This window comes from Parapedobacter sp. GCM10030251 (assembly GCF_042666505.1).
Lineage (GTDB): Bacteria > Bacteroidota > Bacteroidia > Sphingobacteriales > Sphingobacteriaceae > Parapedobacter.
This window is the reverse complement of record NZ_JBHTDN010000004.1, coordinates 219,997-243,508: the sequence shown is the minus strand read 5'-3', so window position 1 is coordinate 243,508 and position 23,512 is coordinate 219,997. Positions and strand designations below refer to the sequence as shown.

The following is a 23,512-nucleotide window of genomic DNA, read 5'->3' as shown; positions in this document are numbered from 1 at the left end:
TTTTTCGTTATTGTAAATTCAATCGGGTAGTGGTGGTCGTCGTACTGATGGTCATTCCGCTGATCGTTTCCGTATCTCCCCAAAAATCTGTTCCTTCGCGGACTTCGCGGTGATCTGCGCTGCAGATACCCACTTTTTCAACAGTTAAAAACTGGCTGATCTGCTCAATGTTAAATCTTTCCATAGCGTTAGAATTTAATTGTCTGTCAAAATCGACAAGGCGAAACTGCATTTGCGAAAGATTTTGGACAAAACTTTGCTACAAAGGCAAAGATTAAATCAACAAATCGCAATCTACCGTCTACATTGCGCTAAAAGCCAATCGAGTAATGTTGCGAAATCGGCGAAATTTCGCGTGGTTGATCCCAACTACATTTTCATAGCTCCATTTCCCGGTTTGGTAACAAAATTTTGATTTTATCACGCTATTGATAAAGATTTCGTCCTTAAGTTTGCAGAAGCTCCTAGGGCTTGGATAGCCATAAAGTATAACTTTGACGATATTCAGAAAACCACATGTGTGAATAAATTAATCATTATGTTTAAGAAAATATTTGGTCGTCGCTTGAAAAAGCCGATTTTGAGGCTTATCAGCTATTCTTGAAAAATAAGGCAGATTTCGAACAATACCGGGTACTTCATTAGCACATGGAATACTCATTGATGACGCCCGGTTATTTATAGGACAAGAAGATTATCCGAGTATCGATGAGTTATGTTCGTTCGTCGCTGATATTGGCAGGAACAATTGGATGTTATCGGATGCGGATGATATTATCAAAATTTTCTTAAGGAGTCAAGACCAGACGTAACATCTGATGATCGCCACTTATTAAAATTTAATTCGGCGAAGAATTTAAACTCTCAAGAAACGTAACAAGTGCGAATACCATTCCCAATTGCGAAAGTCGGGAATGGTATTCGGTAATAAACTTAAGCGCCTTCGTCTGTCCGTGCAGCCATTATGCGGTATTACTTCATGTTGCTGACAAAAATAAACTTCGAAAAGTTTATCCATTATTCAATTCAACCAAATGCAGAGTAATGGCTACGAAATAAAGAATTACGTATACCACAACGGATGTGATTTTCTTTAGCGGTTACTTTCCATTTTTATTTCCAGACCACCAAGATAATTATTACATAAATGCCAATGAAACCTGCTATATACAAAACCAGTTCCAACTCCGTTTCCGGAAATCTTGTCGACTGAAAAATATAAGCCCCTGCAAGCAAAAACAAGAGCATCGCCACGCTAAAGGAAAGTATTATTTTTTGCGCATTGTTAAGTTGGCCACGAACAATCTCCCTGGATGACGGTTGCGGTTCGAGGGAAAAATCGAGGTGATCAGCTAATACGCGCAATGTATGGGATCGTGGAAGTACTTCAGCATTCTCTATCCGCTGAATCGATCGTAAGCTAATGCCACTGATTTCTGCAAGGTCCCGCTGAGTGTATCTTTTTTTTATGCGGCTCTCTTTTATTGATTGGGCCAGATTCTGTAAATGGTTACGTTGCATACGTTGAAATTTCAGGTGGCACTATACGCCGTTTGTACGTCATTTGATAAATGACACGTAACGTTAGATTTTAGGGTGTTACATTTGTTACATGACGAGAGCTGCTGCATTGGTTAAGAGCATTCTGTTTATGCTCCTTTTTATGGGACCACTCATTATAGGCGGGATTGTACGTAACATGTTTCCCTCAACTTACGATATGCTGATATATGGAGTTCTTGGATCACTCGGAGGACTGCTAATTGCGTGGGTCTTCTTAAAGACCGAGAAGAAATCGTTTGCCTCAATTGGTCTGATGTGGGAACGGAAAACCCCATCCAGATTTTTTTCGGGTTTCCTTATAGGAACGCTGATTTTCATATGGATTCTTTTTACCCTGCTGTCCTTCAGTGAGCTTACGATGCACTTCCATCCCGATCCCTTTGACCTGCGGTTTTTATTTGTCTATCTTCCCATCTTTCCGCTAGCGCTGATGGAGGAAATAGGATTCCGTTCTTATCCGCAGATACGAATCAAAAACGCTTACGGTGTCTGGATGAGCCAGCTTGTAGTTGCTGTTTCCTTTGGAGCGTATCACATACTTAATGGATGGAGCGTGTACGTTTCCCTTACAGGTCCCTTTGTATGGGCATTCGTGTTCGGATTAGCAGCATTATATTCACGTGGAATCGCTATGCCAACCGGAATCCATTTTGCGCTGAATGTTCTACAAAATGCTGTGGGCTTAAAGGGCAATGGCGGAGCGCTTTGGAAATTAAATTATCCATCCGGTACATCCCAAGTGCTCATGGAAAAAACAGACAAAATTGCGTTGCTGTTACATGCAACGGTTCTGCTGAGTGCTCTGGTATGTACGGCATGGTATGTTAAAAAAAACACCGCCCATAAGCGCCCGGCCGATACTAACGTTGGAAATAGGTAGCCTTTACTTAATCCAGTAGCTCATCGCCGATCTTCAGACCGTAGTTCTGGAAATCGGACCATATTTCGATTTGTTGATACAGCTCGACAAGCTCGACATCCTGATAAGCCTCTAGAAAATGCTGGGTCAGATCTTTGTAGGTTATAAAAAAGCGATCGAAATATTCGGCTGGTACCTCGGCACGGATGGTACCCATGCGCTTTGCGGCGATCTGGTCAGCCGGGTTGCTTCCTGCAAATTCCCTGAGTTGGTGGGTAGCCCATGAACTGTTAGCCCGGACACCAAGGGTCAGCGGCGTATTTGCTCCATCGAAATGAAGCGTTAACCTTTGCTCACCTTCTGCGTCAAAAACCAATTCGTAGGTGCCGGATTGCTTTACATTGGATTTTATTAGCTCTTTCCCCTTTTCAAACACAAAAAAACGTTGTTCCGCATTTCGGTGCAAGATAAGTATACTTTCCAGTTCGAAATCAGCAAACGCCTTCGCTTCCTCCCGAATGGTATTCCGTGTTTCTTGCGAAACTTGTGGCGCTACCTTAATTGCAGGTACGGGAGACGACATTTTCAGTAACCGAAACGGATCGACAACAACGATTTTTAACGAAACTTCCTTTCCGCTTACCTCATCTTTCACATGAAGAACCGTGTTGCCTTTTTTCATCCCTTTCAGGATGAGACGGCCAGCCGGCAATATCGAGCCATCGGCCTGGGCTTGGATCATAGTCCCATCATCGACGGTCAATTGATATTTCTTATTGCCTTGCTGGACATCAAGCTGGAGTTCGCTGCCGTTCGATACATAATAGGTGTCAGAGGGAAAGACCAGGTCCGCAATTTCAGTGGGTTTATCTTTTTTACACGCCAGAAAAGAAAGGGACAGAAAAGAAAGAATGAGAAATCGATAAGGTAACATGATATGTCATTAAAAATGCTGCAAGTATACGGATAACCGCTGAATCTGCAAACCACTTTCTCTTCAATACACGGCTTAACTGTTTGCGCTTTGTCGCATTTTCCCCCTTAAATTGTCATGTCTTCCCTTCTTCGGATCTTAAATTAGTGATTATGTTTGTATAAGGAAATCTCCAGCTAACGGAAAAAATGGAAAATGTTCAAACCAATGGCTTTAAAACTGTTGATGAATACCTCGCAACCATCACAGACAACAGCAAGAGAGCACTTTTGGACCAACTTCGGAGAACGATTAAACACACAGTACCCGACGCGGATGAAGTCATCAGCTACCAAATGCCCGCTTATCATTATAAAGGAATATTGATCTACTTCGCGGCCTGGAAAAATCATTGGGCACTTTATCCCGCTAGTGCGACGCTTAAAGAAGTCTTCAAGAAGGACCTCTCCCGCTACAAACAAACGAAAGGTGCGATACAGTTCCCATGGGACGAACCGTTCCCGGAAGCTTTGGTCACAAAACTTGTCAGGATGCGGGCGGATGAAAATCTAAAAAAAGCAATGTCCAAGACCCTATCCAAAAAAAATTGAGCCGATATGCTTTTCTTCGAACGGACCCCATATCGGCGCACCGCTATGGATGTAGCTCAGATCGATGAGTCACATACATTATCGGGCAATGGCGTCGAACTTCATGTATTAACCCATGCGGATAATCATGCACTTTATAACCTTTATGCCGAACTCGCGACGTACGATGGTTCTTCCGAATCCGCTATACAGCCCGATGAAACGGCGGAATGCTTTACAAAGCGTGTTGTTTCAATGTGTGAAATGCTATGGACCATCCGTTTGACAGATAACCCTGGTACGGTAGTCGGCGACTGTGCGCTACACCATTGGAACCGGGAAACACGCGAAATCGAATTTGGAGGATCCCTCGCCCCCTCCTATTGGGGAAACGGCATTATGGCCGCGGCTTTTCAGCTTGTGGTCACATTTGCCAAGAAATCATATGACATAACCGCTATGCGGTGCTCGACCTCGTCTTCGAACTATCCTGCATGCCGATTTGCTGAAAAAATGGGATTCGACCCTTTATTTCCATCCGGCAACCACATCCGCCTTTTCAGAAAAGCGCTGTAATTATGTTAATTTTTTTAGTAATTTGAATTGAAAAACTTGGAAGTGCGCTGGAGACTTTTTATCTTTACTAAAAAAATTAGATTATGGCTACATCACTTCAACCTGCTTTCGGTTTGCATTTGTATGAATACCTATTGATCATTGAACCCATTGCTGAAGCACAAAAGCAAATACGGGCATTTAAGGAGTACTTTATAAAAAATCACCGCTATCCCAATGCGATTGTTTCCAAGGGCCACATTACCTTGATGCGGTTTATACAGTACGACACCTATGAAAAATATATTGTCCGGCAGCTTCAGGGGTTAGCGGCTGCCACAAAACCCTTCGATGTAGAACTGGAAGGCTTTGGCAGTTTCGGACACACCATATTCGTCGATGTCAAATCGACCGACCCCATACGCCAGTTGATATCGTTGCGCCGGGCGGAACTCAGACCGTTCGTAAACACGAAGGGATTTGCGCCTTATTTTGTATCAAAGCCCCATATAACCATTGCTCGTAACCTTACGCCCCTTCAACATGAAGCCATTTGGCCGATCTGGAATCGCACCAGATACCACGGAAGTTTTCAAGCAAAAAATATGATCCTTTTGAAACGAAAGGCTGGCACTTTTTCGTATTCGGTGGCCCAAAAGTTAAACTTTCTCGGCATATCACCTAAAGTCACCCAAGGCAAACTGTTTGCGTGACGACCCGATCCAGATCATCACACAATCGATCATCCGATTTTTAGGGCGAGTTCCTTGCCATACATCATTTTGCGGAGGTTGTTGAGTGCGTAACGCATTCTACCTAAAGCAGTATTGATGCTCACCTGAGTAACATCGGCTATTTCTTTAAAACTCATTTCGCCGTAATGTCGCATAATAAGCACCTCCTTCTGGTCGTCCGGTAGAAGCTGGATCATCCTACGCAGGTCTTTATGTGTCTGCTCACGGATCATACGCGTTTCCGCACTTTCGTCTGTAAAGTGTAGCACGTCAAAAATATCAAATCCATCGCTGTTTACGACCACCGGCGTACGGCGCTCCTTTCGGTAATAGTCAATGACCAAGTTATGCGCAATGCGCATAACCCAGGGCAAAAACTTACCCTCCTCATTGTACCGACCGTTTCTGAGTGTGTTAATCACCTTGATGAAAGCATCCTGGAAAATATCTTCGGCCAGATACTCATCTTTCACCAGTAAATAAATGGATGTATATATCTTTGATTTATATCGATCAATTAAGACCTCAAGGCCGGCCTCATCACCAGCAACATAAAGACGGATGAGTTCCTGGTCGGTTCGTTGTTCAAGCTTCATAATACGCTACGTTCACATTTACTATTTTCAACAAATAAGTAACCCTTTTCGTGTAGTCGTATTTCCTATATTAGCTCTCCTATATTATGTGAGTTTCCAAAACAACGCAAAATTTTCAAAAATTCAAAGCTTTTGTTTGAATTTAACGCTTGGAAAATACTTCATTCTGAATTTCATTTTCCTCTTAGTCCCCGTTGAATTGCGCAGCGTAATATTCAACACCAAAAAAGGTCCCTACCAATGCAAGGACCCTTTTCACTTAGCCGACAAAGCCCGATTAGGCGTACAACGGATATTTCGCCATCAAGGTTTTTACTTTATTGTGGATTTTGCCAAGCGCCGCATCATCATCGTGTTTGATCAATGCCACATCGATCATCTCAGCAATTTCAAGCATCTGCGCTTCTTTAAGCCCACGCGTAGTAATTGCGGCTGTGCCCAAGCGGATACCTGACGTAACGAATGGCGACCGATCGTCAAAAGGCACCATGTTTTTATTGATTGTGATACCAGCCTTTCCGAGCGCCGCCTCGGCTGCTTTACCGCTAATCCCCTTATTCCGGAGATCAATCAGCATCAAATGGTTATCCGTACCGCCAGAAATGATATTATATTCCTTACCGACAAAGGCTTGCGCCAACGTTGCCGCATTCTTTTTCACCTGGACAACATATTCCATGTAATCTTCACTCAGTGCCTCTCCGAACGCTATGGCTTTCGCCGCAATGATATGTTCCAGAGGACCACCCTGTGTACCTGGGAAGACAGCAAGATCCAGCAGAGAAGTGATGCTCCGGATTTCACCTTTCGGAGTTTTGATGCCCCAGGGATTTTCAAAATCTTTGCCAACCATAATGAGGCCGCCACGCGGACCACGAAGCGTCTTATGTGTAGTGGTTGTAACTATGTGACAATGTGGCAACGGGTCACTGAGCAACCCACGGGCAATAAGCCCTGCGGGATGGGAAATATCTGCTACTACCAAAGCACCAATTTCGTCAGCTACCCGACGGATAAATGCATAGTCCCAATCACGGGAATATGCCGAAGCCCCGCAAATAATGACTTTTGGCTTTTCCTGCAAGGCAATTTCCTCTAATTGTTTATAATCGATTAACCCGGTTTCCTTATCTACCCCATAAAATAACGGTTGATAGAGCTTTCCGGAAAAGTTAACCGGTGAACCATGCGTGAGGTGTCCACCATGAGAGAGATCAAAACCTAAAATCTTATCGCCGGGCTGCAGCAACGCTAAAAACACGGCAGCATTGGCCTGTGCACCAGAATGCGGCTGTACATTTACCCATTCGGCATTGAAAAGCTCTTTTGCACGTTCGATGGCAATTGTTTCGACCTCATCCACCACTTCGCAACCGCCGTAATAACGCTTTCCCGGTAAGCCTTCTGCGTATTTGTTCGTCAGTACCGATCCTGCCGCCTCCATCACTTGCTTGCTTACGAAGTTTTCCGATGCAATGAGTTCGATGCCTTCTTCCTGACGCTTGAGCTCCTCATTGATTAATTTGAATATGGTTTCGTCTCTTCTCATTATGATACAAAGAATTGAATGTTAAAAAGTTGCGCAAAGATATAAAAAAGATACAACTTGCTCGAACTTAATATCAACCCATCAATTCATTTTTAATGGTCCTAACGGCAATCTCATAAGGGTTTCCGTCTAATGCAGCGATATGATTAAGAAGAACCGTACTGAGTTCTTTTGCACTTGCATTGGCTTGCAAGCCCTTACCAGCATTGCGGATGAGGGCAACGGTGTTATCTTTCAATTGCCTGGTAACCGACCATGCAACATCACTCACATACAGCTGTTGCGTAATGTTATGCTCATATTCTGCACGGATTTCATTGATAAGACGCTGTTCGAATTCTTCGGCATCCGTTCCTTGCTGATGTAAGCGAACTAAAAGATTCACGGGATTGATCCGTTCAGCAAATAAGATAAGCCGTTCGTAAGCCTGCAAGCGCAGTGGTAGGATATCCTTTTTGGCCGCATGTTTCTGTTCAAGCATTTTAAGTCGGAATGTATATCCATTATACTTTTTCCAAAACATCCAATTAGCTAGACCGACGACCATGCATCCAGCCAAAACATATTTGACAACATCAATTGAAAATGCGATAATATCCATGCGCCTTAATGTTTACGGAACGTAAAAATCCTTATTCCTCTGCAAAAGTGGCGAAATTTATGTATTTTTGTGTGTTTGAAATTAAATCAGAATTGAGATGAGTACAGCAACGCTTTCGCCTTCAGCACCGGTGACGTTGACACCGGGTGCCGTCAGTGAACTTAAAAAACTGAAAGAGCAACAAGAAATATCGGATGATTTCGGATTGCGGGTAGGTGTGGAAGGTGGCGGATGCGCCGGCATGAATTATGTACTGGGATTTGACCAGAAAAAGGACGGGGATTCCGAATACGATATCGAAGGAATACGTGTTTTCATGAACAAGGCGCACGGCTTATATCTTGCCGGCATGGAAATCGACTTCAAAAATGGCCTTGACGCCCGAGGTTTCACCTTCAATAACCCGAACGCGAGCAGCACCTGTGGATGTGGCTCATCGTTTTCCGCGTAAGAATTTTCACTAAGAAAAATTAATTTCCCTTATCTGCTAATACGATAAGCCACCGCCATAGGCAGTACTCGCTAATAGCAGTCGACCGGCTTTACTTTCCCCCCTTGGATCGGACAGTTGCAGACGAAACCTGGGAATGGGGAGCAAAGCGAACCGATTCCAGTTGAGGAGCAACCGTCCGAATCATATCTCCCTTCCTCTTTATCCCCTTGGATTCGGACAGTTGCAGACGAAACCTAGGAATTGGGAGCAAAGCGAACCGATTCCAGTTGAGGAGCAACTGTCCGAATCATATCTCTTTTTCAGCTTTCGTACTAATTCACTATCTTTGCAACCTCATTTTTGAACACAAATAATTGATGTACAAGGAATATAAGCAGCTTCATTTATCCGAAATTGGCAAAGAAGTACTCGTTCGTTGGCAGGCGGAAAAAATCTTTGAAAAAAGCATTTCTCAACGTCCGGCCGACAAGCCATACACCTTCTATGAAGGCCCTCCATCGGCCAACGGGATGCCTGGTATCCATCACGTGATGGCGCGCACCATTAAGGATATTTTCTGCCGTTATAAAACACTTAAGGGCTATCAGGTAAAACGGAAAGGCGGTTGGGACACGCATGGTCTACCCATTGAACTTGCCGTTGAAAAAACACTGGGTATCACCAAGGAAGACATTGGCAAAACCATTTCCGTAGCCGATTACAATGCCGCATGCCGCAGAGAAGTCATGAAGTATACAGATGTATGGAATGACTTAACGGAAAAAATGGGGTATTGGGTTGATCTGGACAACCCGTATATCACCTATGAAAACGAATATATAGAAACCCTTTGGTGGATACTAAAAGAGCTTTATAAAAAAGGCCTGCTCTACAAGGGGTATACGATACAACCTTATTCCCCCGCTGCGGGAACCGGCCTTAGCTCACACGAGCTTAATCAACCCGGCACGTACAAACCGTTAAAAGACACCACCGTTGTCGCTGAGTTCCGCATCAAGCGCGACCAAGTACATCAGGCGATGGCGGCTTTGTTCGAAGACGAAAACGAAGATACGGCCTTTTTGGCGTGGACAACCACACCGTGGACCTTGCCAGCCAACAGTGCACTGGTTGTCGGCAAGGAAATCCGCTATGTTAAAATCCGTACTTTCAATCCGTACACATTTGAGCCGGTAAGCGTTGTACTAGCACGGGATTTGATTGGCCGATACTTTAAGCCCGAAGGCGAAACGATTTCACTAAAAGACTATAAGCAAGGTGACAAGATCATTCCTTGGGAGATCCGTGAGGAATTTTCGGGAGCCGAATTGGTCAACCTCCGCTACCATCAGCTTCTTCCCTATGTTACAAGTGAGGAGTTGGAGCAAAAAGGATTCCGTGTTATCGCCGGCGACTTTGTCACCACCGAAGACGGCACAGGCATTGTACATGCTTCAGCGACATTCGGGGCGGACGACTTCCGTGTAAGCCGGGAAAACGATGTGCCGGGCGTATTCGTGAAAGATGAAAACGGCAAGGATGCACCTATCGTTGACAAACGCGGACGTTTCGTGAAAGAGATCGGTGAATTTGGCGGCCGATTTGTAAAAGAAGAATACTATAGTGATGAGGAGCGGTCGGCGGAGGGTTTTAAACCCACCGACGTGCTGATTGCCATCAAACTGAAAGAGGAGAACAAAGCGTTTGAAGTCAAGAAATATGAGCACAGCTATCCACATTGCTGGCGTACGGACAAGCCGGTCCTTTATTACCCATTGGACAGCTGGTTTATCCGTACCACGGCGGTGAAAGACGAATTGGTTGCGCTTAACAAAACCATCAACTGGAAACCAGAAGCCACGGGCACAGGCCGCTTTGGCAATTGGTTGGAAAATCTGGTTGACTGGAATCTCTCACGTTCCCGGTATTGGGGCACACCGCTGCCCATATGGCGCAGCGCTGACGAAAACGAAGAAATCTGCATCGGTTCCATTGCGGAACTAAAAACGAGAATTAAAAGCAGTCTTGCTTCGGATGTGCTCAATGAGGATGAGAAAGCCAAACTTCGGCAATATCTCAGCAAATTCGGGACAGACGAACTGGATCTGCACCGTCCGTATGTAGACGATGTCGTTTTGGTGTCAGATGCGGGGCAAAAACTCTACCGTGAACCCGATCTTATCGACGTATGGTTTGATAGCGGGGCCATGCCCTTTGCTCAATGGGGATTAGACCAACAGAAGCTGACTGCTGGCAGCGCTACTCCCTTCAAGGCCCCGTTTGAGGATGCTTACCCGGCAGATTTCATTGCCGAAGGCGTAGACCAGACCCGCGGGTGGTTTTTCACCTTGCACGCCATCTCCACCATGCTCAAGCATTCTGTAGCCTTCAAAAATGTCGTGTCCAATGGTTTGGTGCTGGATAAAAACGGCAATAAAATGTCAAAAAGACTAGGCAACGCGGTGGATCCGTTTGCTACCATTGACAAATACAGTGCAGACGCCACACGATGGTACATGATCAGTAACGCCGCACCTTGGGACAACCTGAAATTCAATGAAGAAGGGCTCGATGAGGTACGCCGTAAATTTTTCGGCACCCTGTACAACACCTATGCCTTCTTTGCATTATACGCTAATATTGATAAGTTCGCCTATCGAGAGCCCGATTTACCCGTCGCTAACCGGCCGGAGATCGATCGCTGGATTATTTCCTTACTCAATAGTCTGACCAAAGAGATAGACAGTTACTATGCCGACTTTGAACCCACTAAAGCCGCCCGGGCTATCCAAACATTCGTGGATGAGCATTTGAGCAACTGGTACGTACGCCTTTGTCGCAGACGATTTTGGAAAGGCGACTATACCCCCGATAAAATTTCAGCTTACCAAACACTTTACACGTGTCTGGATACCGTTGCTAAACTGATGTCGCCCATTGCACCGTTTTTCAGCGACCGGCTGTATTTAGACCTGAACAACGTAACCGGCAAGGAGTCAGCCGAGTCGGTTCACCTAGCGGATTTCCCTGCTTATCACACCGAACAGGTCGACAAAGATCTGGAAGACCGCATGGCCCTCGCGCAGGATATTTCTTCACTCACCTTATCACTGCGCAAAAAAACCGGCATCAACGTTCGGCAACCGCTGAACAAAATTCTATTGCCCGTACTGGATGGCGACTTCCAGCGCAAAGTGGAAACCGTTAAGGATTTGATTCTCTCAGAAACCAATATCAAAGGAATCGAGTTTATTACCGACACCTCGGGTATCATTAAGAAGAAAATCAAGCCCAACTTCAAGACGTTAGGTCCAAAAGTAGGCAAAGACATGAAAGAAGTTGCCGGAGCCATCCAAGCCCTACGGCCGGATGAAATTACCACGCTCGAACAGACTGGGCAAATTTCCATACTCGGATCGAGATATACCGTATTGGCATCTGACGTAGAAATTATTGCCGAAGACGTCGCCGGATGGCAAGTGGCCAACTTAGGCAACCTCACTGTAGCATTGGATATTCATATCACACCGGAACTTAAAAACGAAGGCATTTCCCGTGAATTGGTAAACCGCATTCAGAACCTTCGCAAAGAACGGGGGTTTGAAGTAACCGATCGGATCCGCGTGAGTCTAAGCAACATTCCGGACATCGCTGCCGCGGCTCAGGGTAATTTATCTTATATTCGCACCGAGATATTGGCAGACTCTTTGATATTTGAGGATAGCCTCGCTACGGGTGACACGATAGAGATCGCTGAAAAGGAGATGAACGTTTTAATAGAAAAAGTGTAAAATTATGTCAAATAACAACGAGAAAACACGGTATAGTGATGCTGAGCTACAAGAGTTCAAGGAGATCATCCTCGAAAAACTACGGATAGCGAAAGAAGAACTGTTATCCTTGACCAAGTCGCTGAATAGCAGCAATGGCAATGGAACTGACGATACGGCAGGCACTTTCAAGACCTTGGAAGATGGGTCTGCCACGTTGGAAAAAGAACAGACGAATCAATTGGCGGCACGTCAGAAAAAATTCATTGACAACCTAGAAGCGGCTTTGGTGCGTATTGAGAACAAGACTTACGGTATCTGCCGCGAAACGGGCAAACTTATTCAAAAGGAGCGACTCCGTGCTGTACCGCACACGACGTTAAGCATGGAAGCCAAATTGAAACAGTATTAATTAACAGCAATCAGCGTTCAGTTCTCGGAAATCAGCTATGACAGCCGCTGAATGCCGATAGCTGACCGCTGAAGCCACAGCTACGCAATGAAAGGCTATACCAAACCCGTAATCCTGATTCTATCGATACTCGTTATAGATCAACTTTCCAAGCTATGGATCAAGTTAAACATGACGCTTGGCCAGGAATACAAAATTCTTGGTGATTGGTTTATCATTCATTTTACCGAAAACAACGGTATGGCTTTCGGCCTTGAGTTTGGTGGCGAAGCTGGCAAATTGGCTCTTTCGTTATTTCGTATAGCAGCCGTAATCGGCATCGGCTATGGCTTGCATTACATGATCAAGCGGAAGTATCACCGGGGGTTTATCCTGAATGTTGCGCTTATTTTTGCGGGCGCGATGGGAAACATTATCGACTCCACGTTCTATGGACTGATATTCAGCGAAAGCACCTGGTTTGAAAAAGCACAGCTTTTCCCCCCGGGTGGCGGCTATTCCAGCTTGTTTCACGGAAAAGTCGTAGATATGCTTTACTTTCCCCTTATCCAGGGGCATTTCCCATCGTGGTTTCCGGTTTGGGGAGGAGAAGATTTCCTCTTTTTCCGACCGGTATTTAACATTGCCGACTCGGCTATCACAGTAGGAGTTGCACTCATCCTTATATACCAAAAGCGTTATTTTAAGGAAGAGGTTGTGGAACCGGAAAGTTATAACAGCGAAGTCATCGAAGATTGACCCCTTACTAACTCAAAAATTATGTTTCCCCGTATCGATTTTACCCAAACATCTGCCTATAAATACTTGAGTAATCATTATATCGACATCGCGCCGAAGCACCTCCGCGAATTATTTCGGGAAGATCCGGATCGGTTCGAGAAATTTTCGATCACGTTTGGTGACATCTTTTTTGATTATTCAAAGAATAGGATCGACGATACCACGAAGGCGTTGCTCATCCAACTGGCTCGGGAATGCCAGCTGGAAGATGCCATCCATGCGATGTTTGCCGGCGAGGCCATCAACGAAACCGAGAAACGTGCCGTACTTCACACCGCGCTCCGTAACCAAAGCAGCGAACTTATTTTGGTCGATGGAAACGACGTTATGCCCGGAGTTCATGCAGTATTGGCCAAAATGCGCGATTTTTCCGCGAAAATTATCAATGGCGACTGGAGAGGCCATACGGGTAAGGCGATTACCGATGTGGTTAATATTGGAATCGGCGGTTCTGATTTAGGCCCGGTAATGGTTACCGAAGCGCTCAAACCCTATAAAAACCACCTCAACGTCCATTTTGTTTCCAATGTAGATGGCACACACATTGCCGAAACGTTAAAAGGAATCAATCCCGAAACCACGTTGTTCTTGATCGCCTCCAAGACCTTTACCACGCAGGAAACCATGGCAAATGCCCACTCAGCACGGCAGTGGTTGCTGGATAGTGGTGCAGACCGTTCGGCTGTTGCCAAGCATTTTGTGGCGCTATCTACCAACAGTCAGGCCGTTGCCGATTTCGGTATCGATACAAAAAACATGTTTGAATTTTGGGATTGGGTAGGCGGGCGATACTCCCTGTGGAGCGCGATTGGCCTTTCTATTGTGTTGAGCATCGGTTACGACAATTTCTCGCAACTACTCCAAGGCGCCTACGCTACCGACGAGCATTTCCGCAATACACCCCTCGAAGACAACATTCCGGTAATCATGGCCCTGATGGGCACCTGGTATAACAATTTCTTTGATGCCGAAACACAGGCCATTCTTCCTTATGACCAATATTTGCACCGGTTTGCAGCCTATTTCCAACAAGGCGATATGGAAAGCAATGGCAAGTATGTGGATCGGAACGGCAATCCTGTGGATTATCAAACCGGTCCCATCATCTGGGGAGAACCAGGTACCAACGGCCAGCATGCCTTTTACCAGCTTATTCACCAAGGCACCAAATTGATCCCTTGCGATTTTATCGCGCCGGTGCAAACACATAATCCTCTGGGTGAGCATCATACGCTATTGCTATCCAACTTTTTTGCGCAGACCGAAGCATTGATGAACGGCAAGGATGAGGCCGAAGTGGTAGCTGAACTGAAAACTTCTGGAAAAACCGACGACGAAATTGAACAGTTGAAAGCATTTAAGGTGTTCGAGGGCAATCGCCCGAGCAATTCATTTCTTATCAAGAAAATCACTCCTTACACATTAGGTTCGCTGATTGCGCTTTATGAACATAAGATATTTGTTCAGGGTATCATCTGGAATATTTTCAGCTTCGATCAGTGGGGTGTGGAACTTGGCAAACAATTGGCCGGGAAAATCCTTCCGGAACTGCGGAATGATGAACTGGTTAATTCGCACGACGCTTCGACCAACGGATTGATCAATCAATATAAGCAATGGCGGGCTAAATAGGCCGGCGTTGTATGGTATATCCCATTGTCCACTCCACAAAGTCGGCCTTTCCAGCGTGCGCTTTGATGGATACACCGGCGTAAGCGTTTTTCCAAACCTTGTATCGTGTACCGATGCGCAAAAACATCGGCTTAACCTCTCCATTGAATTTATTCCGATGTACATAGACGCCAACATTGCCATTAAGGTATAATCGCTTGGTCAACACATGGTCGACGTAGAAGGCAGGACCTCCCGAAAACATGGACTTTACCTTATTAAGCGCATCGCCGGCAATTTCGGGCTGATTCCCCGAATCGGAATAAAACAGGTCGCCACCCACGCCGAGACGCCATTTGTAACCTACCGCATAACTCCAATACACCCCAACCGTAGATTTGAAGTATCGTTTTCTATTCCGGGGTTCAAATTGCTTAATACCGAAAGCATAATGCAGATGAATCTGTCCTTTTTCGTCAAGTTCAGGTAATTCCCGTTTGGTAAAATCCGGTATCTGCCGATGGGGAACGTAAGTCGCGGTGACACTCAAGGGCAACAGATTGATACCCTTATTAGGTTGCCGGATTGAGCCATTGGAAAAGTGATGGAATGACAAGCCAGCCCCCAACTGCAACTGGTTACTTATCCGGTAATTGGCTTGAAAACCCAAATCGATAAAGACGTTCCGATGCGTACCCAATAAGATATTCAACGGATTGTTTTCTTCATCATAGGGTTCAAAGTTACTGGCCAATCCCAACGAAATCCGATAATTAAAGTCCCACCGTTTGAAACGCCCCGCGGTTATAGGAGCTGCAAAGAACCCATAGAGGGCTGTAGGGGTACCGATTTCTGCTTTCCGAAAGGTGCTAGCATAAAGCCCAATCCCGTAGATCGGAAAATTATATAACTGATGGTAGCTATCTCCCTCCCGATCTGTTTGCCAGCCAACCCGCAGGTTGATCCCGTTATAATAGATGTTTCCGAATGATTCACGAACTAATTTGTTGTTGGCGATCATCCCCCCGTTCTCAATATCCAACTGCACCAGCAACTGCCTCCGCTTAGGAATATGCAGATAAGGAGTATCTACCTGACCCCGGGGCCAGATTTGGGCCTGCAGATCAGGTAAACAACCCAATAGGAAGATGGCAATCATTCCCCACCTGCAGAAATAAGGCTTTGTTCTGGTCATGGAGTAAATGCATCCGCGAAACCTTAAAAGCCGTATCCGGCTCTGCCTAAGGTTACGCTATTGCAGTTAGGGCAGCGTCATAATTGGGTTCGTCTGCGATTTCCGAAACTTGCTCGGTATAGCGCACTTTCCCATTTTCGTCGATAACCACCACCGCGCGGCTTAACAATCCAGCCAGTGGACCATCGGAAATTTTCAACTGATAGGCATCGGAGAAATTGCCGTCCTTGTATTCGGAAAGCGTTTCGACATTACTGATCCCTTCAGCTGCACAAAAACGTCCCTGAGCAAAAGGCAAGTCTTTCGAAATACAAAGCACGACCGTGTTGTCGAGTCCTGCAGCTTTCTGATTAAAGGTTCTCACCGAAGCCGCACAGGTACCCGTATCAATGCTTGGAAAGATATTAAGGATTACTTTTTTACCTTGATAATCAGCCAGGGTCTTATCCGACAAATTACCCGCTGTCAATTTGAAATCGGGAGCCTGACTTCCAACTGAAGGAAGCTCGCCCGTAGTATGAACTTCTGTACCTTTGAATGTGATCGTTGCCATAGTTTGCTAATTTTCGGGTAATATTAGCAAATTACGATGGCATGCAAAAAGAATAATGCATTTGATTACACCCGAATGATATTACAAGAAACGATTTTTTTGCTGGACACCCAACCTTATGACCACGGGAGATTTGCCAAAGGCGCGCGTCACGGCAACTCAACCGCGACATATTATGGAGGGGTCAGCTGGTAGTCTGACTCCTATCCCCTTGCGGTCAGGGTGCGGCAAACAGCCAGCAAACAGCAAGCTAACAGCACGCAGAACGCCAAGCCACGCGCGGCAGTCTAACAGCAGTCTAAGATCAGTCCAATGACAAGCATGCGATTGCCGCCAAAGTATGATAACTGCGAAGCGGTCTTTTTTATTCAAACCCTCGACTTGCTGATTATTCGCCTATCTTTGCCGAAAATCACTGACGGTATCCCATGAAGCTACCCTCCCTCCCCGGCTTTGACGCGCAGGCGTTTGACAAGTACCTGAAAAACACCGGGTGGCTGCTCATGGCACGCGTAGGATCGCTGCTTATTAAGATGTTGGTTACGGCCATTGCCATTCCCAACTACCTCGGCGATGCACAGAACGGAATCCTTAATTACCCGCTTGTACTGGTCGCATTTTTTGCCGCTGCAAGCAGCTTGGGCACCGACAGTTTGGTAACCCGGGAACTGCTCGTGCATCCCCAGCGGCATCGCACCATCCTAGGATCGGCGTTTCGCATGCGTTTATACGCGGGCTTGGCCATCATCCCGTTGATTTATTTGGCATACCTGTTCATCAGCTACTATGCCCCGGAACCTCCGGCAGCTCCATTTCGATACGTAGCCATCGTATCATTCATATGTATCGCCCAGTCTGTCAACATCATCGATTGCTACTTCCAATCCATCGCCAAGGGCAAGTTTATCATGTACGTGCATGTGGGTGCCAATTTGCTGTCAGCGTTGTTAAAACTCGCGTTAATCCTATTGGGAGCGTCATTAACCGCCTTTGTTTGGATGCTGCTCGTAGATGCGCTACTGCTGGCATTTGGGTATATCTATGCCTATCGGACACAGCGACACAATCCATTCCATTGGAAATTCGACCGCGCAGTCGCATGGAATTTGCTCAAGCGTTCCTGGCCTTTGGCGTTGTCGTCTGTGTTTGTGACACTCTATATGAAAATAGATCAACTGATGTTGGATGCCTTCCGGGGGGAATCGGTATTAGGCGTCTACACCACCGTGGTGGCGTTGAGTGAAGGCTGGTATTTTTTTCCGATGGCACTGGTAGCAGCACTCTTTCCGGCACTCATGCATGCCCGCCGCGACAATCCTGCACGCTATGAAAAACGGCTGCAGCAACTTTACGAACTCATGGTTCTCATCAGCGCCGGCATCGCGTTGATCGTCACGTTCATAGCCCCCTATATCTATCAATGGCTGTATAATCCGGAGTTCCGCATCGGTGCACCTACCCTTGCCATCCACATCTGGGCGGGGGTATTCGTTTTCCTTGGCACAGCCAGTGGTCAATACCTGATCGCTGAAAACCTTACGCGCATATCGTTTCTTCGCACCGCCGTTGGTGCTGTAGCCAACATTCTTCTCAACCTCTGGCTCCTGCCCCGCTATGGCATGAATGGCGCGGCGGTAGCCACGCTGATCGCGTATTTCATCTCGACATACTCGGTCCTGTTCATTCCCAGGACACGGGCTCATGGCATTTCCCTTTTGAAAGCGCTCGTATTGTGGAATACATTGAGTACCTTAGCACGCAAATCAACAAAAAAATGAAGTTTATTTATCCGATAAGCAGCTTATTCAGCCTGCGCAAGGTCAGATCACTGCTTTCGTTCGGTGTGAAAGGCTATTTAGCGGAAATTGGCTGGATGGAAGCCTATCGGGCACGTGTACCTCTCGATAAGGACAAACAACCGCTACCGTGGTTTACGTATTCATTTATCGACTTTATGGAGCCACGGCTTGCCAATACACTCCACGTGTTTGAGTATGGTTCGGGATATTCCACCCGCTATTTTTCCAAACGGGTTGCGTCCGTCACGTCGGCCGAACATGACCGGGAATGGTTAGCTGCGGGAATGAAAGACAAAGCTGAAAACGTCACATTGGTCCATTATGAAGGGATCGTGAACAGCGATTACTGCCGAGCGGCAACGTTGCAAGGCAAAAAATTCGACGTGGTTCTGATCGACGGATTTGACCGCAATAATTGCTGCAAGCACGCTGCCGAAGCACTTAGCGAACAGGGGGTGATCATCTTCGATGATAGTCAATTAGAGAAATTCCAGGAAGGGGTTGCCTATCTTAAACAGGCCGGTTTCAAAATGCTCCCTTTCAGCGGGATTTCGCCGGGTCTGTTTTACCGAAAGGAAACCAGTGTTTTCTACCGGCCTAACAATTGTTTTTCAATATGAACAAAATTCCGGTATTGCTACTTACGTTCAACCGTTTGGATACCACCAAACGGGTATTCAACCTGGTGGCACAATACCGTCCCGCTAAACTTTACCTGGCTTCAGACGGCCCCCGGGCGCATGTCCAGGATGAGCCTCACAAAATTGAACAGGTACGGCAGTTTTTGACCGGGAACATTGACTGGGAATGCGAGGTAAAAACCCTGTTTAGGCCTACCAACCTTGGCTGTAAACTAGCGGTAAGCGAAGGGATATCGTGGTTCTTCGAGCATGAGGATTGCGGCATCATCCTCGAAGACGACTGCCTTCCGGATCTCTCGTTTTTTAACTTTTGCGCGGCCATGCTGGCGGCCTATCGGGACGACACCCGCATTATGCAGATTTCCGGCACTAATTTTATCGGACGGTACACACCCGATCCGCAATATTCCTATTTCTTTTCCAAATACGGGGGAATATGGGGATGGGCGAGCTGGCGCAGGGCATGGAAACATTTTGACCTTTCGCCGGAGAAATATCGCCAAGCCAAAGCCTCCGAAACCCTCAAAGGATTTTTGGGCAACGCCTACGCTTGGCGAATGTCATTATACGAGCAGGTTTATGAAAAAAACCTGGATACATGGGATTACCAATGGAGTTTCGCCCGCGCCATTAACTCGGGGCTCAGCATCGTACCTGCCGTAAATCTGGTCAGCAATATCGGTTTCGGCAGAGATGCCTCGCACACCCATAAGACGACTTCCGATATCGCTGATATGCAAACAAACGAGCTCGATGCACAGCGCATTCAGCCGAACCCCTTTGTTGTGCCGGATCAATACTACGATGAACGGCTCATCCGTAAACTTTCCGATGGCCTCTATCGCATCAAGCCCTTTATCCGCAGGGCAAAAGGTCTGTTACCCTGATCCGCTAAATAACTTCCGGAACGACCCGGAAATCGAAGCTTATTTTTTTATGGACTCGCGTTAGGCAGGACAGTGCAGTGCAGTTGTTTCAGAAATGTGCATTATCTTTGTGTCATCATAATTTAGGTTTATAATTGGTTAGTAAAGGTTTCCATTCTCCCCGTTTGGAAACCTTTCGTTTTTATACAAGTGCTAGTTGACAACCTCCAACATGCGATGCCTCCGTCAACCGACGTATAGTAAAGCCCACGCAACGATTCTTTTACCTGCGAACGTACGATAAACGTCGTTTAAAACGGTTGACCAGCAACAAGCCCGCAATGAATCCGCCGATATGTGCAGCGTAAGCTACACCGCCTGCTTGTTCCCCTCCCAAGGCTCCGATTCCGTTGCTCACCTGAAAGAGGAACCACAAGCCTATTGCCAGAATAGCAGGCACAGAAACGAAGAAAAGAAACAGCAAAAACGTAATACGCTTGTGCGGAAAGAGTACCACATAACCTGCTAGGACGGCAGAGATCGCTCCCGAGGCGCCCAAACAAGGCGTCAATAGATCCTGACCGAAGAACAAGACGCTGAATACATGACTCAATCCGCTCAATACGCCGCATAATAAATAAAAAACGAGATACCTGAAGTGTCCTAACCGATCTTCGACGTTATCGCCACAGATCCATAAGTACAGCATATTCCCCGCCAGGTGCCCGATACCGCCGTGCATAAACATGGCTGTGATGAGCGTCAAAAACACAGGGATACCCGTTGGCTGCAATCCCGGCATCTCGAAGGACTGGCCCGATATCGGATCGACAATCAACTGATTATCCGTAACGATATCTCTACCTGTCAATATTTCTGCGGGAATGGTGGCGTATGAAAATGTAAATTGGATATTATAGCCAAAGCCCTGAAAAAGCACAAACACAACGACGTTTAACGCGATCAATACATAGTTGACAATGGGAAATGTCCTCCTGTCATGATTCTCGTCTCCAATAGGCAATAGCATACTACCCGTTTTATTCTAAAGACGAAGATAGGTGATTCCATCGGGATTGTTGGGAAATCGTGAATTCTTTTAAGTAGTTTCGCGCAAAATTCCATCGAGGTTGAAAACGCAACTCCAACGGTTCACTTACTTTTTGTCGGGGACGATCTTCGCGATTTTTTGGGCGTCTGCGTCCGCAGCGACGAAAATCGGCCTCGAATCGTCCCAGCCGTTTGTGATGGCGGTGGCGCGGTTTGCGTTGGCATCTGCCCTGATGCTGGCATTGACACATGGGATAATGCGGCAACGGCTGCCTTCTGAGAGAAAAATTTGGAAACAACTCTTTATTTACGGCTTGTTAAATATAACCTTGTACTTGGGCTTATATGTGCTGGCCATGCGGGAAGTATCAGCCGGGTTGGGTACATTGTTCGTAGCAACGAATCCGGTGCTCATTCTATTAATCAATGCCGTATGGTTTAAGCAACCCATTCGCTTAAATACGGTTCTCAGTTTCCTGTTGTGTATTGCCGGCATGTTGCTGGCTGCTTACCCACTCTACCAGGAAAGCCACGCGAGCTTGCTGGGCCTCGGTATTCTCTTTCTAAGCATGCTCTCGTACTCGGCGGGAGCCATCTATTTTGCCAGACAAGACTGGGGTGATCTGCACATCTTGACCATTAATGGCTGGCAAACCCTCATTGGAGGGGTTTGCTTGCTACCTTTTATGGTCGTCTTCTTCGACCGGTCGGCAAATGTATTTGCCCCCCAATGGTGGGGTGCCGTTATTTGGCTAGCCATACCCGTATCCATCATCGCCGTGCTGCTATGGCTTTACCTCCTGCGCGACAATCCCGTCAACGCATCGGCTTGGCTGTTTCTGTGTCCCATCGCCGGGTTCGCCATTGCGGCGGTCCTGATGAAAGAACCCCTTTCCTGGCATACATTTGTTGGCGTAGTGCTGGTTCTATCAGGCCTCTACCTGGTCCAGCGCATGAAAACAGCGAAAAAGCCTGGTTCCTGATATGATAAATAAGCAGTTACTGAGCGGCCTGCTTTAACAATGCATAGCGCTCCCGCATTTGTTTTAATCGTTGCACGTGGACTTCATCCGCAGCGATATTATTCAACTCATAAGGATCTTGGTCAAGGTCGAACAGTTCTTCGTATGCGTGTTCCGTGTAAATCATGTACTTATACCTGCTGCCAATCACACCTTCTACTTTCGGGATGCCGGGACTTCCCATAAAGGTATGCTCATAATAGAAATCCGGGCGGGTAGGTTGTTTATGCAGAGCAACCTGCCGGAGATCCATACCCTGCATAGAGGGCGGAATGGGCACCTGTGCATATCCGAGAATTGTCGGGGCAATATCGATATTCAACACCATCTCCTGAATGTCACCCGGCGTGGCAATCGGTTTGCGGGGGTCGTAAATGATCAGCGGTACCCGTACCGATTCTTCATAACCGAACCACTTTCCCTCCAAACCATGGTTTCCCAAACAGAAACCATTGTCGCCCATAAAAATGATCACCGTGCGGTCGTCAATGCCCAACCTGGTTAGTTTTTCACGTAGTTTGCCTACCACTTCATCCACTCCGGTAATTAACCGATAATAATTCTTTACATTTGCCTGATACTGCTCCTCGGAGCCGAACAAACCTTCCCACCGCTTGCGGGCAATATTTTTTGGATTATGAAAAAAAGGAGGCGTCCGTTTCCAAGCTTCCTCGCCGCCATTAGGTTGGGCAGGAATGGAAATATCCTCGTACAAACTTTCGAAACGTTCCTGGACTTGATACACAGGTGGGTCGCCGTCAAGTTCATGAGGTGCTTTAAAACTGACCGATAAACAAAACGGGGTCGCCTGCGTTCCATATTCGTCTAAAAACCGCATAACATCCCGTTCCACACTGTCGGTATGATGAACGTCTTTGCCAGCACCATCTTTCAACCAATAGGGAGGCTGGCCCCGATCCCAACATGACCAAAAGTCAAAGCGGTCGCTCGGCGGCCGATTTCCCACACCGTATTTACCGATAAATCCGATGTGATAACCCGCTTTCTGCAACCGCATCGGATAGGTGTTAGCAAGTGCCTCCTCGGTAAAATTGGTGCTGAAATCGCTGATTTTATGCCTCGACATGTATTGGCCGCTGAGCAGGCTCGCACGGCTTACCGAACATATTGAAGTGGTCACATAGGCGTTGCGAAAAAGATATCCGTCCTTAGCCATCGCGTTCAAATGTGGCGTTTGGATAACGGGATTCCCCATAACCCCCAACGCATCCGCCCGCTGGTCATCCGTCAGCAAGAAAATGATATGGGGTCTTGCATCGGGCACGATGCTGTCGCCTGATACCTTCACCGAAGCACAGACTAAGGCATTTGCAAGTAATATGAACAGGGTAAAAAACAGACTTCCTTTATACCAACTGGCCACCGAGAAAACCATCCCGAACTGTGTGAAAGGATGCAA

The 23,512-nt window shown here is 46.5% G+C and carries 23 protein-coding genes; 13 read left to right on the top strand and 10 right to left on the bottom strand.

Annotated elements, in window-relative coordinates; genetic code table 11:
• Window positions 1-7 precede the first annotated feature (7 nt).
• Together ACFQRK_RS13275 and ACFQRK_RS13270 are read right to left on the bottom strand one after the other, a co-directional pair.
• Complete coding sequence (locus ACFQRK_RS13275; RefSeq protein WP_379007418.1) at window positions 8-184, bottom strand: hypothetical protein; 177 nt, start codon at window positions 182-184, stop codon at window positions 8-10.
• A gap of 929 nt (window positions 185-1,113) precedes the next feature.
• A complete protein-coding gene (locus ACFQRK_RS13270; RefSeq protein ID WP_379007416.1) occupies window positions 1,114-1,521 on the bottom strand; it encodes a helix-turn-helix domain-containing protein in 408 nt (135 codons plus the stop codon).
• A 142-nt stretch (window positions 1,522-1,663) separates the two neighbouring features.
• On the opposite strand from ACFQRK_RS13270, the gene ACFQRK_RS13265 reads away from it, so the two are divergent.
• Complete coding sequence (locus ACFQRK_RS13265; protein ID WP_379007415.1) at window positions 1,664-2,443, top strand: CPBP family intramembrane glutamic endopeptidase; 780 nt, start codon at window positions 1,664-1,666, stop codon at window positions 2,441-2,443.
• Window positions 2,444-2,450: 7 nt separating this feature from the next.
• Here ACFQRK_RS13265 and ACFQRK_RS13260 read toward each other — a convergent pair whose 3' ends face one another.
• Complete coding sequence (locus ACFQRK_RS13260; protein ID WP_379007412.1) at window positions 2,451-3,356, bottom strand: hypothetical protein; 906 nt, start codon at window positions 3,354-3,356, stop codon at window positions 2,451-2,453.
• Window positions 3,357-3,544: 188 nt separating this feature from the next.
• Here ACFQRK_RS13260 and ACFQRK_RS13255 point away from each other — a divergent pair, with 188 nt between their 5' ends.
• From ACFQRK_RS13255 to ACFQRK_RS13245, 3 genes are all read left to right on the top strand, one after another.
• Entirely contained in the window at window positions 3,545-3,946 is a 402-nt protein-coding gene (locus ACFQRK_RS13255) for an iron chaperone (RefSeq protein WP_379007410.1), read from the top strand.
• A gap of 6 nt (window positions 3,947-3,952) precedes the next feature.
• Window positions 3,953-4,501 (top strand): GNAT family N-acetyltransferase, encoded by a 549-nt coding sequence (locus tag ACFQRK_RS13250; RefSeq protein WP_379007408.1) that lies wholly within the window; start codon window positions 3,953-3,955, stop codon window positions 4,499-4,501.
• A gap of 83 nt (window positions 4,502-4,584) precedes the next feature.
• Window positions 4,585-5,193 (top strand): 2'-5' RNA ligase family protein, encoded by a 609-nt coding sequence (locus ACFQRK_RS13245; RefSeq protein WP_379007405.1) that lies wholly within the window; start codon window positions 4,585-4,587, stop codon window positions 5,191-5,193.
• A gap of 29 nt (window positions 5,194-5,222) precedes the next feature.
• Here ACFQRK_RS13245 and ACFQRK_RS13240 read toward each other — a convergent pair whose 3' ends face one another.
• The 3 genes from ACFQRK_RS13240 to ACFQRK_RS13230 all read right to left on the bottom strand — a co-directional run bounded on the left by ACFQRK_RS13240 (window position 5,223) and on the right by ACFQRK_RS13230 (window position 7,960).
• Window positions 5,223-5,810, bottom strand: coding sequence for an RNA polymerase sigma factor (locus ACFQRK_RS13240; protein WP_379007402.1), 588 nt, complete (start codon window positions 5,808-5,810; stop codon window positions 5,223-5,225).
• A 277-nt stretch (window positions 5,811-6,087) separates the two neighbouring features.
• On the bottom strand, window positions 6,088-7,359 hold the full coding sequence (gene glyA / locus ACFQRK_RS13235; protein ID WP_379007401.1) for a serine hydroxymethyltransferase: 1,272 nt from the start codon (window positions 7,357-7,359) through the stop codon (window positions 6,088-6,090).
• A 73-nt stretch (window positions 7,360-7,432) separates the two neighbouring features.
• Complete coding sequence (locus ACFQRK_RS13230) at window positions 7,433-7,960, bottom strand: hypothetical protein (protein ID WP_379007398.1); 528 nt, start codon at window positions 7,958-7,960, stop codon at window positions 7,433-7,435.
• 97 nt (window positions 7,961-8,057) lie between these two features.
• On the opposite strand from ACFQRK_RS13230, the gene ACFQRK_RS13225 reads away from it, so the two are divergent.
• The 5 genes from ACFQRK_RS13225 (at window position 8,058) to pgi (ending at window position 14,987) form a co-directional block, all read left to right on the top strand.
• Entirely contained in the window at window positions 8,058-8,411 is a 354-nt protein-coding gene (locus tag ACFQRK_RS13225) for a HesB/IscA family protein (protein ID WP_379007396.1), read from the top strand.
• A gap of 359 nt (window positions 8,412-8,770) precedes the next feature.
• Entirely contained in the window at window positions 8,771-12,184 is a 3,414-nt protein-coding gene (ileS, locus tag ACFQRK_RS13220) for an isoleucine--tRNA ligase (protein WP_379007395.1), read from the top strand.
• A gap of 4 nt (window positions 12,185-12,188) precedes the next feature.
• The gene (locus ACFQRK_RS13215; RefSeq protein WP_379007393.1) at window positions 12,189-12,575 is read left to right on the top strand and encodes a TraR/DksA family transcriptional regulator; all 387 of its coding nucleotides are present in this window, start codon (window positions 12,189-12,191) and stop codon (window positions 12,573-12,575) included.
• Between the two features lie 87 nt (window positions 12,576-12,662).
• A complete protein-coding gene (locus ACFQRK_RS13210; protein WP_379007392.1) occupies window positions 12,663-13,313 on the top strand; it encodes a lipoprotein signal peptidase in 651 nt (216 codons plus the stop codon).
• A gap of 21 nt (window positions 13,314-13,334) precedes the next feature.
• Window positions 13,335-14,987 carry a glucose-6-phosphate isomerase gene (pgi, locus tag ACFQRK_RS13205; RefSeq protein WP_379007390.1) on the top strand — a complete coding sequence of 551 codons (1,653 nt, stop codon included), beginning with the start codon at window positions 13,335-13,337 and terminating at the stop codon, window positions 14,985-14,987.
• On the opposite strand, the gene ACFQRK_RS13200 is transcribed toward pgi, so the two are convergent.
• Window positions 14,980-16,161, bottom strand: coding sequence for an acyloxyacyl hydrolase (locus ACFQRK_RS13200; RefSeq protein WP_379007388.1), 1,182 nt, complete (start codon window positions 16,159-16,161; stop codon window positions 14,980-14,982). The genes pgi and ACFQRK_RS13200 overlap by 8 nt on opposite strands.
• A 52-nt stretch (window positions 16,162-16,213) precedes the next feature.
• Window positions 16,214-16,714, bottom strand: a complete 501-nt coding sequence (gene tpx / locus ACFQRK_RS13195; RefSeq protein ID WP_379007386.1) for a thiol peroxidase — start codon at window positions 16,712-16,714, stop codon at window positions 16,214-16,216.
• 428 nt (window positions 16,715-17,142) lie between these two features.
• Between tpx and ACFQRK_RS13190 the strand changes: the two genes are divergently transcribed.
• The 3 genes from ACFQRK_RS13190 to ACFQRK_RS13180 are packed head-to-tail and all read left to right on the top strand — an operon-like array spanning window position 17,143 to window position 20,041.
• Entirely contained in the window at window positions 17,143-18,492 is a 1,350-nt protein-coding gene (locus ACFQRK_RS13190) for a flippase (RefSeq protein ID WP_379007385.1), read from the top strand.
• A complete protein-coding gene (locus ACFQRK_RS13185) occupies window positions 18,489-19,133 on the top strand; it encodes an FkbM family methyltransferase (RefSeq protein WP_379007383.1) in 645 nt (214 codons plus the stop codon). Before ACFQRK_RS13190 ends, ACFQRK_RS13185 begins: the two co-directional genes overlap by 4 nt.
• Window positions 19,130-20,041: a hypothetical protein gene (locus tag ACFQRK_RS13180; protein WP_379007381.1), complete on the top strand. Its 912-nt coding sequence runs from the start codon at window positions 19,130-19,132 to the stop codon at window positions 20,039-20,041. Before ACFQRK_RS13185 ends, ACFQRK_RS13180 begins: the two co-directional genes overlap by 4 nt.
• 262 nt (window positions 20,042-20,303) lie before the next feature.
• Here the strand turns inward: ACFQRK_RS13180 and ACFQRK_RS13175 are convergent, their stop codons facing one another.
• Entirely contained in the window at window positions 20,304-21,050 is a 747-nt protein-coding gene (locus ACFQRK_RS13175; RefSeq protein WP_379007379.1) for a rhomboid family intramembrane serine protease, read from the bottom strand.
• Between the two features lie 100 nt (window positions 21,051-21,150).
• On the opposite strand from ACFQRK_RS13175, the gene ACFQRK_RS13170 reads away from it, so the two are divergent.
• Entirely contained in the window at window positions 21,151-22,053 is a 903-nt protein-coding gene (locus tag ACFQRK_RS13170) for a DMT family transporter (protein ID WP_379007377.1), read from the top strand.
• Between the two features lie 16 nt (window positions 22,054-22,069).
• Here the strand turns inward: ACFQRK_RS13170 and ACFQRK_RS13165 are convergent, their stop codons facing one another.
• A complete protein-coding gene (locus ACFQRK_RS13165) occupies window positions 22,070-23,512 on the bottom strand; it encodes a sulfatase (RefSeq protein ID WP_379007375.1) in 1,443 nt (480 codons plus the stop codon).